We start from the raw sequence: 13,982 nt of genomic DNA, 5'->3' as shown, positions 1-13,982 counted from the left end.
GCTAGGCGCCGATCAGCCGTGTGGCCAGGTAGCCCTCCACCTTGTCCAGGGACACGCGTTCCTGGCTCATGGTGTCGCGTTCACGGATGGTGACCGCCTGGTCCTCGAGCGTGTCGAAGTCCACGGTGATGCAGAACGGGGTGCCGATCTCGTCCTGGCGGCGGTAGCGGCGGCCGATGGCGCCGGCGTCGTCGAAGTCGATGTTCCAGTTCTTGCGGAGCTGGGTGCCAAGGTCCTTCGCCTTCGGGGAGAGGTCCTCGTTGCGGCTGAGCGGCAGCACCGCGGCCTTGACCGGGGCGAGCCGCGGGTCAAGCTTGAGCACGGTGCGGACGTCCACGCCGCCCTTGGCGTTCGGGGCCTCGTCCTCGGTGTAGGCGTCGATGAGGAAGGCCATGAAGGACCGGGTCAGGCCGGCGGCCGGCTCAATCACGTACGGGGTGAAGCGCTCGTTGGTGGCCTGGTTGAAGTAGCTGAGGTCTGTGCCGGAGGCCTTGGCGTGCGTGGAGAGGTCGAAGTCGGTGCGGTTGGCGATGCCTTCGAGCTCGCCCCACTCGGAGCCCTGGAAACCGAAGCGGTACTCGATGTCCGTGGTGCCCTTGGAGTAGTGGCTGAGCTTGTCCAGCGGGTGCTCGAAGAAGCGCAGGTTCTCTTCACGGATGCCCAGGTCCGTGTACCAGGACATGCGTTCCTTCATCCAGTACTGGTGCCACTCTTCGTCCGTGCCCGGCTCCACGAAGAATTCCATTTCCATCTGCTCGAACTCACGGGTGCGGAAGATGAAGTTGCCGGGTGTGATCTCGTTGCGGAAGGACTTGCCGATCTGGCCGATGCCGAACGGGGGCTTCTTCCGGGAAGTGGTGAGCACGTTGTTGAAGTTCACAAAGATGCCCTGGGCGGTTTCGGGGCGCAGGTAGTGCAGCCCCTCGTCGCTGGCCACCGGGCCCAGGAAGGTCTTCAGGAGGCCGGAGAATTCCTGCGGCTCGGTCCATTCGCCGCGGGTTCCGCAGTTGGCGCAGGCGATGTCCTTAAGGCCGTTCTCGGCGGGGCGGCCCTTCTTCTCCTCGTATTCCTCTTCGAGGTGGTCCGCACGGTAGCGCTTGTGGCAGGAGAGGCATTCGACGAGGGGGTCGGAGAAGACCTCGACGTGGCCGGAGGCTTCCCATACCTGGCGGGGCAGGATCACTGAGGAGTCCAGGCCCACCACGTCCTCGCGGCCGCGCACCACGGACTGCCACCACTGGCGCTTGATGTTTTCCTTCAGCTCGGCACCGAGGGGTCCGTAGTCCCAAGCGGAACGCGAGCCTCCGTAGATCTCGCCGGCCTGGAAAACGAAACCTCTCCGCTTGGAAAGGGAAATGACCTGGTCGAGGACGGATTTTGCTGCCATGGGGAACTCCAATTTCTACAGGGCCGCTGGGTGCGGTCCGCGGTGTCTCTGGCCCTGGACCGCGGCTGGATGCCGGGCGGGGGCGTGTGAAAGGGAAAAACTGTGCAGGAAGCTGCGAGTCCTAGCCTACCGGGAGCTTCCTCCGGAAGGCGCCCTTGTCTCGGGAAGGCCTCTTCACCTCCGGAAGGCGCCACGCGGCCAGGGCAGGCGTCCTCACCTCCGGAAGGCGCCACGCGGCCAGGGCAGGGTGGCCACGACGATGGAGGCGAGGGTCAGCAGGGTTCCCAGAACAGTGGCAGCCTCCACCACGGTGCCCGGCGTGGGCACCAGCAGGTCGAGGCCGAGCGACCCCAGGAGCTGCCCGGCGATCATTCCGAGTCCGGTCACCAGCACGCCGAGGCTGCGAACCAGCAGCGCGCCAAGGCCGATGAACACGCAGCCCATGGGGCCGCCGAGGTAGTACCACCACTCCCCCGGCAGCGGGTCGGCCGGCCCGGCGACGGCCACCTTGATGGACCAGGCAACCCACAGCACGCAGGTGCCGGCGACGAAGTTCACCAGCGTGGCCGCTATCGGCGTCCCATAGTGCACGGTGGCGGTGCCGTTCATGGCCTGCTGGAAGCTCATCAGGAACCCTGCCAGAACCGGCAGGATAATCGGCAGCAGGAGCGCTGTGGGATCGGCAGCCCCTGCCGCGCTGCCGGCTGCGCCTGCCGCGCTGCCGGCTGCGCCTGTAGCGCCCGCAGCGCCGCCTGCGAACCGGGGTGACACCGCCCAGGAGACGGCCGCGATGGTGAGGATGCAGCCAATGACGCGGATGCCGGTCACGGACTTCTTGCCTGCCGGACCGATGCCCAGGCGGTCCACGAGCAGGCCGCTGAGTGTCTGTCCGGTGACGGTTGCCACGGTGAAAAGAGCGATGCCCAGCAGCCCCACGGTGAAGGACTGCGCGAAGACGAAGAAGGCGCCGATGCCGCCTGCGAGCGCGTAGTACGGCGGGAAGCGGTGTTCCCGCAGGGCGGGCAGGATTTGGGCGAGCCCGGCCCGTCCGCGCGGAGCCAGCAGGGACACGATGACCATCAGGATAAGCCCGGTGCTGAAACTGACGACGGCGGCGGCTATCCCGTCCCCGAGTCGGGCACCAAGGGCGCCGTTGATCCGCCCCTGGACGGGGATGGCAAGCCCGGAGGCCACGGCCATCGGAAGGCCCACGGCAAGGGGCAGCCGGGGTGCATGGGTCATTCGTTTCACCTTACGTCAGGCATCATTACTGGTATGAGCAACCCGGAAATCGAAGAGATCCCCATCCGCGACACCATGATCCGCCTGGGCCAGCTCCTGAAGCTCGCCAACCTCGTGGAGGACGGCGTGGAGGCAACGGAGCTGATCAAGAACGGTCTGGTGAAGGTCAATGGTGAGATCGATGACCGGCGCGGCCGGCAGCTTCACAACGGGGACACGGTGACGGTGAACGGCCAGACCGTCCGGGTCAGCGCTCCCCAGGCGTAAAAGCTATTTGCTGTGGGAGGCCTACTTGTTCAGCACCTCGTGGGTGAGGAACTCGGACACGTGCCCGACCTCCTGGGCGTTGATGCCGTGCCACATGCCGGTGTAGAGGACCTTGGTCAGCTTTACGTGCTTGCGTACCCAGCCCATGGTGTATTCGATCTTGTCCGGCGTGATGACCGGATCCTGCTGGTCCCGGCCCCAGAACAGTGGCACCGTTCCGTCCAGTTCAGCGTCGCGGAACTCGCCGTCGGACTCCGCATTGACCACAAACCCTGAAAGTCCGACGACGGCGGCAAAGTCAGCGGGCCGCTGCCGAAGCAGCGTGGTGGCCATGGCCATGCCCATCGAGAACCCGAGAAGGGTGACGGACGGGTGGTTGGCCTTGACCGTGTCCAGCCAGTCCAGGACGTACGCTGATGCGGCCTTGACTGCGTCGACTGAATATTCGATCGAGCCGGTCAGCGGGAACCAGGAAAAACCCGGTCCCATGGCGATGGGTGCCCGGACCGATGCCACCGCGAAGTCGTCCGGGAGCATGTCAGCCAGGCTGAGGAGGTCCTGCTCATTCGCGCCGTAGCCGTGCAGCAGGACGAGCAGTGGCTTGCCGGCTCGGGCTTCCTCAGGCTTGGACCACAGAACAACGGGGGCAGGAAAGGAGTCGGCTAAAGTCATGGCTCCATTCTTACAGTTACCCACTGGTAACAACCTACGGTGGCGTAGCCGGGCGGTGACGGTACAGGATGGGAAGGTGAGCGGAACCGAACCCATGCAGCAAGCCCCCGAGCCCATGGAAGTATCCCAGGAGGTTGCGGGTCGCCACCCGTGGAGCAGGTATGTGGCCATGGGCGATTCCTTCACCGAAGGCATCGGCGACCCCGAACCCAGCAGCCCGGGCGGCTACCGCGGCTGGGCGGACCGGGTGGCGGAAGAGCTCGGACGGGGTCATGAGGATTTCGCCTACGCGAACCTTGCCGTGCGGGGACGGCTGCTGCAGCAGATCATCGACCAGCAGCTGGCGCCCTGCCTGGCCCTCAAGCCCGACCTGGTGACGCTGTCCGCCGGCGGCAACGACCTCATCCGGCCCGGCGGCGACCCGGATGCCCTGGCCGAACGGCTCGACCCCGTGGTGCAGGTCCTGGCGATGAGTGGAGCCACCGTGGTGCTGTTCAACGGTCCGGACACAGGATCGTCCGTATTGGGGCGGATCCGCAGCAAGGTCGCCATCTACAACGAAAACCTCCGCACCATCGCCGCCCGGCACGACGCGATCATCGCCGACATGTGGTCGCTCCGGCAGCTGAAAGACCCGCAGATGTGGAACGAGGACCGGCTGCACTTCTCGCCGCTGGGACACCACACCATCGCCGCCATGGTGCTCGAAGCCCTGAACGTCCAGCACAGCCTGGAGCCGCTCGCGCCGAAGCCGCTGCCCCCGCGCAGCTGGCGCGAGGCCCGCAGCGAAGACCTGGTCTGGGCCCGCGAGTACTTTGTGCCGTGGGTGGTCCGGCGCCTGCGCCGCCGGTCCTCCGGCGACGGCATAACCCCCAAACGGCCGACGCCGGGACCCGTGTTCGGTGGTCCGGGTGTTCCGTTGGGTTCCGGTGTTGGACCGCTGGGCCTGGGTGATCCCGTCCGGCAGTAGCCCGGCGGGTGGCTGGGGCGGGAGCTGTTGATCCGGTGATTGCCGGGTTGGACGACTCAACCGCCCAAGGTGAGTGAACTGCCAAACGTGACTGAACTGCCAAAGGTGAGGAGCGGCGTCGGGCATGGAACCCCATGAGGTGCTGCGGACCCGGCTGGCCGGCCAGCAGCTGAGGGAGCCGCGGGCAGCCACGGCGGAGGATGCCCTGAAAAACCTGCTGGCGGTCCAGGCGCAGGAGTTTCCCTATGCTCGCTGGTCGGTGGCCCAGCGGACCACCGGCGCCACAGCGGACGACGTTGAGCAGGCCGTCGCCAATGGACGGATCCTCCGGACCCACATCCTGCGGCCCACCTGGCATTTTGTGCACCGCGATGACCTGCCGTGGCTCCGGGCCTTGTCCGCACCGCGGCTGCACCAGGCGAACGGCGGCACGTACCGCAGGACCGGGATCGACGATGCGGCAGCGTCCCGTTCCGCCGGCGTGCTGGCGGAAGCGGTGTCTGGCGGGGCGCACCTCACCCGTGAGCAGCTGGCTGTCAGGCTGCAGGGCGCGGGTATCCCGGCCAAGGGACTCGCCCTCGCATACCTGATCATGCATGCCGAGATCAGCGGGGTGCTGGTGAGTGGCGCTCCCGTCCGCAGTCCCGGCGGCTCGCTGCGGCAGACGTACGCCGCGTTCGATGAGCGAGTGGCCGGGGCCGCTCCGCCCGCCGTGCCCTCGCGGGAGGAATCGTTGGCGGCGCTCGCGCTGAGGTATTTCGGGAGCCGCGGGCCTGCAACCGTCCGGGACTGCGCGGACTGGTCCGGACTCACGATGACTGATGTGCGCAAGGGGTTGGCGCTGGCGGACGAGATCGATCCGGGCGCCGTCGTTGCCGCCAGCTTCGACAGCGCCGAGTTCCATCTCCGGCCGACGGAGGCTGTCGGGGAGGCACCGGGGCGGGGCGAGAACCCAGAACAGCCGCAGATCGACCTGGTCCAGTGCTACGACGAATACATCATGGGCTATTCGGTCTCACGGCACTATTTCGGCGGAACCGCGCCCGCGTATCCCTTTGGCGACAACCCGATGCATGTGGTCCTGCTCGACGGGGTAATGGCGGGCTCCTGGCGGCATTCCCTGGTCCGACGCGGTTCCGCCGCACAGCGCTGCGAACTGGACATCCGGCTCTCCCGGCCGCTCGGACAAGAGCTGGAAAATGCGCTGGAGGTGGCAGTTGCCAGATACGGGGACTTCCTCGGCATGCCTGTAGTCCGGGTTCGGGTGGGCACCTGACTTCCAGTGCGGCCCTCCAGTGAAGCCGTGCGCTCTGGGCATAAGGATCCTGGACGCGTTCTCCGGCGGGACTAAGCTGGAATGGACACTCACCGAGAGGCCTCACCGTGTTCGACTTGTTTTTCTGGATCATCATTCTCGCCGTCCTGGTTCCCATGGGCATGCGGATGTACCGGCGGTCGGTCCAACACCGGAACCAGGGGCCCGGCCTGCCCGGACAGTACCCCGGCCAGTTTCCCAACCAGGGAGAAGACCAGTTCGGCAGCCAGCCGGGCAGCCCATTCGGAGGCCCATTCCAGGGCCGTCGGGACAACCGGCCCCGGGACGGCTACACGCAGCAGGACTACTTCAGCGGTGGATTGGGATTTCCCCAGCGCGGTGGCCGGGAAGAGCTTCCGCCCTTGAATCAGCCCTACCCGGATCAGCAGTACCCGCCGCCATACACCCAGCCCGGTCCCGGCGGCACTGGTGCCCCGTCCTGGCAGCAGGGGCCGGTCCCCTATGAGGACAGCCCGGAGTACGGGGCCAACCCGCCTCAGCCACAGCAGAACCCGGCACCCTCAGCTCCCCCGCCGCCGTCGGCTCCGCAGGGCTTCCGTGCGCGGAAACTGGCCGAGTTGGACCAGCAGTACAGCGACGGCCAGATCTCCATGGAGGAGTACATGGCCCGGCGCAACGACATCATGAACGGTTAGTCAGCGGGCCCACACATTAAGCCCATGCCCTGCGCGTCCCGCCGCTGCACGCTGCCGGTCAGGCTGGTTGACCGTCAGGGTGAGATGAGTTGACAGTCAGGGTGAGTTGACAGTCAGGGTGACAGGGGACGCCGTCGCCGTCCTACGCCGTCCGGGATCCGGCTACCAACGCGATGGAGAGCATCAACGCCCGGATACGTCGACCTGCGAACGCCAGCGGCCAGTTCCTCACTAAAACAGGCAGCTCGGAAGTGCATCCGCCTCGCCCCATGAATTTGGACCCCCACTGGCAAGGGGCGAGCACGCTCGGTAACCGGCTGGAAGGCCGCCCTACACGCTTTCCAGGTCGTCTTCGACGTGGCCTCCCGTCGGCAGCAGGCACTAGAACAAGAAACCGCCCAAGTTTCACCGTGACAGACACCGCAGCCACGTTCCTGCTGCTTTACGAGGATTCTACCCCCCCAAAAACTGGGGCCGGTCTAGGGAATGCCAAGCTTTTTATAAGTTGCCCGACCGAACATGTTCCGAGGGGGACTGTACGCGAAGTTGCCAGGACTGCAGCAGCACGCGCTTTGATTTCCCGCATCCAGCCGGGAAGGTTGCTCGGGACGGGCATAGGCAAACAACTTCAACGAGTGGTGAGGCTAATGACCAACCCTATGCAGGTCGAGGCGGACTACACATCTTTTCACGTGGACAGGCGCCCTAAAAGCCGCAGGACTTCCTGGCTTGGCGTAAGGCGGGGAGGTGGTGGCTCCGCTGGTCTTCGTCTGCGCGGGCCGCGGAATCTGGGCCTCACCGCATTGCTGGCAGCGCTGCTGTTGGCGCTGAGTGCCCTGGTGGTGCCGGCTACGGCGGTGGCTGCTGCTGGTGATGTTGGGGTTGAGGATTTCTCGCATTCGGGGACGGGGACGCCCACGGGTACGAAGCGGCAGACGAATGCATTGTGGTTCAACGACGGGATCTGGTGGGGGAACCTGTGGGACACTGCCAGCTCGGATTTTCATATCTTCCGGTTCAACGCCGCGACGAGCTCGTGGGTCGATACGGGTGTGGCGACGGAGACGCGGGCGAACACTCATCATGACGTGTTGTGGGACGGGAAGACCTTGTTTGTGGCGAGCTATCGGTTCGTTAATGACGGTCTGCCGTTTGAGCCGAACTTCCCGTCGACAATGCGGCGTTACAGCTACAACTCGAGTACGAAGACGTACTCGCTGCTGACTTCTGAAAGAATCCACAACAACAAGGTTGAGACCATGTCCATCGACAAGGACTCGACTGGTCGGGTGTGGGCCACCTGGCAGCAGGGGAACCGGATCTTTCTGAACGTCACCGGCACGGATGGCATAACGTGGGGGACGCCGTTCGCGCATCCTGCGTCGTTGAGCAACGTGTCTGTGGACGACACGTCGGCTGTGATCGCCTTCGGCGGAGCCGGCAACGGCAAGATGGGTGTGATGTGGAGCCGGCAGCTCGGTGACGCCACCGACGGCATGTACTGGAGCTTCCACGTCGATGGGGCCTCGAACTCCACCTGGTCCGCTCCTGTGGCGGCGGTGAAGGGGCTGCGCAGCGGTGATGACCACATGAACCTGAAATGGCTTGACTCGACGGGTGGGCGGGTCTTCGCCGCAACTAAAACTTCGAACACGTCGGCGTCCCTGCCGCTGATCCAGCTGTTGGTATTGAATAACACGACATCAACATGGTCGGCGCACACGATCGCGACCGTGTCGGAGTGCCCCAACCGGGTGATCGTCATGATTGATGAGAGCACGCAGAGGCTGCGTACCTTCGCTACCTATCCGAAGCCGAGTGGCACGACGAACGCCGGTGTCTGCACAAGCTCGGGGGGTGCGATTTACGAGAAGTCCACGTCGCTGAGCAATATCAGCTTCACCACCGCGAAGACGGCCCGCATTGTGGACGCCGACCAGTACGTCCACAACGTAACGTCAACGAAGCAGAACCTCAACAGTGCGGCGCAGGGCACGCTCAACAGCGGTCTGCTATTGCTCGCCGATGTGAACGCCACAAGCCGGTACTGGCACTCTTACGAAGCCCCTATCGGCGGTGGTGACACGACGGCTCCGACGGTGACGGCTACGTCCCCGGCTGCTGGGGCACCTGGTGTGGCGGTGACGGCGAACGTGACCGGGACGTTCTCGGAGGCGATGAATGCGTCGACGTTCACGTCGGGCACGTTCACGCTGAAGGCGGGTGCGACGACGGTGCCGGCCGCTGTGACGTACAACAGCACGGACAGGGTTGCGACGTTGAACCCGGATACGGGTCTGACGGCGGGTACGACGTACACGGCGACGATCAGGGGCACCTCCGGCGGGGTGAAGGATGCTGCCGGTAACGCGTTGGCCGCGGACAAGACCTGGACCTTCACCACGGCTGCCGCTGGTGGGACAGGCGGAGTCACCACCGTTTCGCAGGACTTCAACGGCGATGGGCGTGCTGACCTGATTGCCCGGGATTCCAGCGGGGTGCTCTGGTCCTACCTGGGCAATGGCACCGGCAGCTTCCCCACCAGGATCCGGGTTGGTGCAGGCTGGAGCGTGATGACCGCGATCAGCGCCGCCGGTGACCTCACCGGTGACGGACGCGCAGACCTGGTAGCCCGGGACACGAGCGGAGTGCTGTGGACCTACCGCGGCAACGGCAACGGCACTTTCCCGACGAGGATCCGGGTTGGCGCAGGCTGGAACATTATGAACGCGATCAGTGCCGCCGGTGACCTCACCGGTGACGGACGCGCAGACCTGGTAGCCCGGGACACGAGCGGAGTGCTGTGGACCTACCGCGGCAACGGCAACGGCACTTTCCCGACGAGGATCCGGGTTGGCGCAGGCTGGAACATTATGAACGCGATCAGCGCCACCGGTGACCTCACCGGTGACGGCCGCGCAGACCTGGTAGCCCGGGACACGAGCGGAGTGCTGTGGACCTACCGCGGCAACGGCAACGGCACTTTCCCGACGAGGATCCGGGTTGGCGCAGGCTGGAACATTATGAACGCGATCAGCGCCACCGGTGACCTCACCGGTGACGGCCGCGCTGATCTGGTCGCCCGGGACACGAGTGGAGTGCTGTGGACCTACCGCGGCAACGGAGCAGGTACCTTCCCAACCAGGGTTAGGGCCGGGGCAGGCTGGAACATCATGAATGCATTGAGCTAAAGACCTGAACTGGACTGACCAGCAACGAGGGCACCGCCTTCGTACATCCGGTACGAAGGCGGTGCCCTCCCGCGCCTGAAAAATCAGCAAGGGCGCCGCGCTTACAGTTCTGACTGTGATGAGGATTTGGGGCGCCAACAAGCCGAGCGGCTCGGCATCGAGCAGGACGCTGGCGAGCTGACCAAGGGATTCCTAAGCAGCATTAAGCGAGATTTGACCACATCTTCTGGCGCCTCCCTGGTCAAGCTCTGCCAGCAGTCAGGCAGATACTGCTCTTGATATAGTCCAGCACGCTTGCTCGCGTTCTTGGAAACAAAGGATTTCGAGAGGACTTGGAATCGAGAAACAGCGACGGACGGGATCGGTAGTGCCGGGGCCAGTTCGGAGTAGAGTTCAGGGCCGAGTCTTTCGGTCCGGTTCTCAATGGAAGCATAACGGCTGGTTCGCAGCAGCCACGTCGTAACAGCCATGGCGGATTCCGCAGGCATCAGGACCAACGGAATATGCAGATCCAGTCCGATTTTCTTCGTTGTCTGGGCGTGCGGCATTGTCAATGTCCCCTCGGAGCTTCCCACCTGATGCAGCCGATCCCAGCTTTGATCCCACCAGCCGCAAATAACCGTTGGGGGTTCCCGGAGTGGGCGAAAGGGTGGGCGTTGGCAACCGTCTTGTGGGACGACAGCCGGACGGCCCTCTTTCGGAACAGTGGCCGTCGAACCGTCCGTGGTCCGAATGCAATAACGGCCCTGCCTCCTACGCGGTGTTTCCCACGATTGGACGCCCGCCGACCGGGCCGCTGAGCTGAACGTAACCGACGAGGCTCACTTTCTGCGTGGTACATGGGCTACCGGACGGTGGGCCGGTGACCGCGACGATGATCTCCGTCGGCGTTTCCTGGAGGTGGACGACTGAGGGCACTGCACAGCTAACCTGTCCTGCGGACAGGTAGATGCGGTTATTCTCGTTATCAATTTGCACGAGAGTCCATGGAACTGTCTCACCCGTAGCCATTGAGCTGTCTGTTGGGAGTCGGTTCGAGAGTGGAGTGATGGCATGGATGGACGGGGCTGTCTTACCGGGTGGAGTAACCGATGCCGGCTGGCTTCCTCCTAGTTGCTGCCCTCCGGCGCTGCATGACATAAGACCCAAAAGGGCCACCACGGCAACAAGTATCGACGCGGCTCGTTGCGTAGTCGTGATTTTCAGGCGCTGGCAGCCAGCGGCCCACGGTGGCCGCGGGCGAAACCTGCCATGGGACTTCATGTCCCTATTGTTCTCGTGCTTGCTGGGCCCAAGTGGAAAAGCTGAAATTCGTCCTCGGATCGTTGTTCTTCCCCAGTTGACCGTCATCCTAAGCTGGAGTTCCGTTGTAGGTTCCTTAACGGCAACGGCCGGGAACGGGGGTAGCCCTGTCCCGGGTCGATCAATAGTATGAGGCGTGGCCGCACGAATCAGAGGTTCAGAGTTGGGCAGGCATCTAACGGTTGTCCTGCTAGGTTTCTCTCTCTTTGCTACGTCTTGCGCCACCGCGGGCGCCGGCCAGGGCGGTGAAGCTGCCCATCCGCCCACGCGTGAGCCGACGCCACCTACCAACTCGCCCGCTAGTCCTGAGGCCTCGCCCGCGGACGGAGCTATCGCCCACGCGGCCAGCACACTGAGCCGGGAACTGGCAGGAGATGCCCGGCTCGCCTCAGTCGAAGTGACGGAGGGGAACCGGATCATCGTTCATTGGCATGGCCCGGTGGACTCAAAGCTACGGGACCTACTGGTCCGGTTTCCGAACATCGACGTTTCAGTCGAGCCCACCACCTGTTCTCCTGAGAAACTGAACGATTTTGCAAGCGAACTGTTGGCCTCAGACCCTACTGTGAACATCGCTTCGGTATCGCCGGATGCATCGTACCTGACGCTAACGCTGGATGAATCAGTCAAAACAACGGCGGACGTTGCCGGTCTGGAGCGCAAGTATTCAGAGGCAGTGGGCTGCCCGGTCAAAGTGCAGTTTGGAGACATTGCCCCTGCCAAGGGTTGATCCGTCCCGGATCCTGGAGGTCCCGTTGCGGTTTCCTAAGGGGAGCGTGCCAGGGAGGATGGCGCATCCGCCTTCGTTTTGGTTACTCCCGGACAATCGGTTTCAGGTCGGCTTCACCCCGGCGATGCCAGGTTTCGCCCCGCCAGTTGGTGAGTTTTCCGGGGTTCCAATCCCCAGAGTCCAGCGCCCCGACTGCCAGGAGATTGTGTAGTTGATGCCTGTTGTCCCGGTCTCTTTCAGTGCCTGGACCTGTGCGTATTCAGGGAATTCGTTGGTCAGCCTGAGATCGACTGAGGCTATGTCCCAGTCACGCAAGGAATTGACCAGGTGCTGGGCATCAGGGTGCACGTTGACGAAGCCATCGGGCGCCATTTTCTCGACTTGCTCCACAGAGCCGGACGCCGCGGCGGCCACGACGCTTCTTGCGAAGGCCTCACGGGAGGAAAGACCCGGGTGCGTCGGATCGGGCCCGCATCCAGCCATAGATAGCCCGGACATCAGCGTGCAAAGCATGATGCCGAAGAAACGGAGCAGCGCAGTCTTCAATCCAACCCCAGTCCACGTACCGCTGACAATACCGGCTCGCCCAACTGATGGGATAGCTCCCGCCAATGGTCCCCCCGCAAAAGCGCTCACGTTTGGCCACCTAACGGACCCTCAATGCAGAGCGCCATTCCAAGTCACGTTCTTGGCAAATGGGGAGACTCGGGCCGGCCTTGACCGGCCGTGGACCGAGTTTCGAGTTTAGTCGATCTGCGGGAAGCCGAGGTCAATGACCGAGGTGGACGGGTCCGGCCAGCGCGTGGTGACCACTTTGCCCCGTGTGTAGAACCGGATGCTGTCCGGGCCGTACATGTGGGTGTCGCCGAACAGGGAGTTCTTCCAGCCGCCGAACGAGAACGTGCCCACCGGGACGGGGATGGGAACGTTGATGCCCACCATGCCGGCATCGACGTCGAACTCGAACTGCCGTGCTGCCCCGCCGTCCCGTGTGAAGATGGCCGTGCCGTTGCCGAACTCGTTATCGTTGACCAGCCGGACGGCATCGCTGTAGGTGTCGACGCGGACCACCGACAGGACCGGGCCGAAGATCTCGTCGTCGTACACCTTCATGCCCGGCTTCACGTGGTCAACCAGGCTGACACCGATGAAAAAGCCGTTCGAATCGAACTGCTGCGAGCGCCCGTCCACGACGACCGTGGCTCCTTCGTTTTCCGCTCCCGCAACGTAGGAGGCCACGCGGTCCCGGTGCTCCGCGGTGATCAGCGGACCCATCTGGGAGGCCGGGTCGGTTCCCGGACCGATCTTGAGGCCCGTCATGCGGCTGGAAATCGCCTCGACAAGGTCGTCGGCGATGTTGCCCACCGCCACCAGGACGCTGACGGCCATGCAGCGTTCACCCGCCGAACCGTAGGCAGCGGAAACCGCAGCGTCGGCCGCCATGTCCAGGTCGGCGTCGGGCAGCACCACCATGTGGTTCTTCGCCCCGCCCAGAGCCTGGACCCGCTTGCCGTGGTCCGCTGCCCGCTTGTAGATCGACTGTGCGATGGGCGTGGAGCCGACGAAGCTCACCGCTTTGACGTCGGGATGCTCGAGCAGGACGTCAACGGTTTCCTTGTCCCCCTGGACAACGTTCAGCACCCCGGCGGGCAGTCCCGCTTCGGCGAAGGCCTCGGCGATGAAGATGGCGGCGGAGGGATCCTTCTCGCTGGGCTTCAGCAGCACGGTGTTGCCGCACGCCAGGGCGCTGCCGATCATCCACAGCGGCACCATGGCCGGGAAATTAAACGGGGTAATGCAGGCCACGACGCCCACCGGCTGGCGCACGGAGTGGACGTCGATGCCGCTGGAGACCTGCTCGGAGCGCTCACCCTTGAGCATGTGCGACAGGCCGGTGGCGAACTCGATATTCTCCAGGCCGCGGGAGATTTCACCCTCAGCGTCGGAGAGGACCTTCCCGTGCTCGCTGGTGAGAACGGCCGCGAGCTCGGGCTTGCGCTGGTTCAGGATTTCGCGGACCCGGAAGAAGATGTTGGTGCGCTTGGCCAGGCTGGTGGCCCGCCACGCCGGCAGCGCGGCGCGGGCGGCTGCGATGGCCTCCTCGGTCCGCGACGCGGAGGCGAGTGCCACCTGCTTCTCCTGCTCGCCGGTGGCGGGGTTGAAGACGGGGCCGAAACGCTCGGCGTCGCTGACGCGGCTGCCATTGATGAAATGCGGAATGGTTTCCAAGGAAGTCTCTTTTCGTGCGTT

11 protein-coding genes are annotated in these 13,982 nt (G+C 64.4%); 6 read left to right on the top strand and 5 right to left on the bottom strand.

Features of this window, described 5'->3' with window-relative positions; genetic code table 11:
• Position 1 precedes the first annotated feature (1 nt).
• A complete protein-coding gene (locus QFZ23_RS08005) occupies positions 2-1,387 on the bottom strand; it encodes a glycine--tRNA ligase (protein WP_306921935.1) in 1,386 nt (461 codons plus the stop codon).
• 213 nt (positions 1,388-1,600) lie between these two features.
• Positions 1,601-2,629, bottom strand: coding sequence for a DMT family transporter (locus QFZ23_RS08000; protein WP_306921932.1), 1,029 nt, complete (start codon positions 2,627-2,629; stop codon positions 1,601-1,603).
• Between the two features lie 33 nt (positions 2,630-2,662).
• On the opposite strand from QFZ23_RS08000, the gene QFZ23_RS07995 reads away from it, so the two are divergent.
• Positions 2,663-2,896 carry an RNA-binding S4 domain-containing protein gene (locus QFZ23_RS07995; protein ID WP_003802087.1) on the top strand — a complete coding sequence of 78 codons (234 nt, stop codon included), beginning with the start codon at positions 2,663-2,665 and terminating at the stop codon, positions 2,894-2,896.
• Between the two features lie 21 nt (positions 2,897-2,917).
• On the opposite strand, the gene QFZ23_RS07990 is transcribed toward QFZ23_RS07995, so the two are convergent.
• On the bottom strand, positions 2,918-3,568 hold the full coding sequence (locus QFZ23_RS07990; RefSeq protein WP_306921930.1) for an alpha/beta hydrolase: 651 nt from the start codon (positions 3,566-3,568) through the stop codon (positions 2,918-2,920).
• A gap of 115 nt (positions 3,569-3,683) precedes the next feature.
• On the opposite strand from QFZ23_RS07990, the gene QFZ23_RS07985 reads away from it, so the two are divergent.
• The 5 genes from QFZ23_RS07985 to QFZ23_RS07965 all read left to right on the top strand — a co-directional run bounded on the left by QFZ23_RS07985 (position 3,684) and on the right by QFZ23_RS07965 (position 11,732).
• A complete protein-coding gene (locus QFZ23_RS07985) occupies positions 3,684-4,538 on the top strand; it encodes an SGNH/GDSL hydrolase family protein (RefSeq protein ID WP_306926744.1) in 855 nt (284 codons plus the stop codon).
• Positions 4,539-4,662: 124 nt separating this feature from the next.
• Positions 4,663-5,814 (top strand): winged helix DNA-binding domain-containing protein, encoded by a 1,152-nt coding sequence (locus QFZ23_RS07980; RefSeq protein ID WP_306921929.1) that lies wholly within the window; start codon positions 4,663-4,665, stop codon positions 5,812-5,814.
• Between the two features lie 107 nt (positions 5,815-5,921).
• The gene (locus tag QFZ23_RS07975; RefSeq protein ID WP_306921926.1) at positions 5,922-6,509 is read left to right on the top strand and encodes a hypothetical protein; all 588 of its coding nucleotides are present in this window, start codon (positions 5,922-5,924) and stop codon (positions 6,507-6,509) included.
• Between the two features lie 647 nt (positions 6,510-7,156).
• On the top strand, positions 7,157-9,700 hold the full coding sequence (locus QFZ23_RS07970; protein WP_306921925.1) for an FG-GAP-like repeat-containing protein: 2,544 nt from the start codon (positions 7,157-7,159) through the stop codon (positions 9,698-9,700).
• A 1,699-nt stretch (positions 9,701-11,399) separates the two neighbouring features.
• Positions 11,400-11,732: a hypothetical protein gene (locus QFZ23_RS07965; protein WP_306921923.1), complete on the top strand. Its 333-nt coding sequence runs from the start codon at positions 11,400-11,402 to the stop codon at positions 11,730-11,732.
• Between the two features lie 102 nt (positions 11,733-11,834).
• Here QFZ23_RS07965 and QFZ23_RS07960 read toward each other — a convergent pair whose 3' ends face one another.
• Together QFZ23_RS07960 and QFZ23_RS07955 are read right to left on the bottom strand one after the other, a co-directional pair.
• Positions 11,835-12,278 (bottom strand): hypothetical protein, encoded by a 444-nt coding sequence (locus QFZ23_RS07960; RefSeq protein WP_306921920.1) that lies wholly within the window; start codon positions 12,276-12,278, stop codon positions 11,835-11,837.
• Between the two features lie 198 nt (positions 12,279-12,476).
• On the bottom strand, positions 12,477-13,961 hold the full coding sequence (locus tag QFZ23_RS07955) for a CoA-acylating methylmalonate-semialdehyde dehydrogenase (RefSeq protein WP_306921918.1): 1,485 nt from the start codon (positions 13,959-13,961) through the stop codon (positions 12,477-12,479).
• Positions 13,962-13,982: the final 21 nt, after the last annotated feature.

The sequence above is a fragment of the Arthrobacter globiformis genome (assembly GCF_030818015.1).
GTDB lineage: Bacteria > Actinomycetota > Actinomycetes > Actinomycetales > Micrococcaceae > Arthrobacter > Arthrobacter globiformis_C.
The sequence above is the reverse complement of the archived record's forward strand: the minus strand, read 5'-3'. Positions and strand labels throughout refer to the sequence as shown.

Coding starts and splice junctions, on each gene's coding strand:
- QFZ23_RS07995 (WP_003802087.1), top strand. CDS start 2,663: ATGAGCAACCCGGAAATCGAAGAGATCCCCATCCGCGACACCATGATC.
- QFZ23_RS07980 (WP_306921929.1), top strand. CDS start 4,663: ATGGAACCCCATGAGGTGCTGCGGACCCGGCTGGCCGGCCAGCAGCTG.
- QFZ23_RS07970 (WP_306921925.1), top strand. CDS start 7,157: ATGACCAACCCTATGCAGGTCGAGGCGGACTACACATCTTTTCACGTG.
- QFZ23_RS07990 (WP_306921930.1), bottom strand. CDS start 3,568: ATGACTTTAGCCGACTCCTTTCCTGCCCCCGTTGTTCTGTGGTCCAAG.
- QFZ23_RS08005 (WP_306921935.1), bottom strand. CDS start 1,387: ATGGCAGCAAAATCCGTCCTCGACCAGGTCATTTCCCTTTCCAAGCGG.
- QFZ23_RS08000 (WP_306921932.1), bottom strand. CDS start 2,629: ATGACCCATGCACCCCGGCTGCCCCTTGCCGTGGGCCTTCCGATGGCC.
- QFZ23_RS07985 (WP_306926744.1), top strand. CDS start 3,684: ATGGAAGTATCCCAGGAGGTTGCGGGTCGCCACCCGTGGAGCAGGTAT.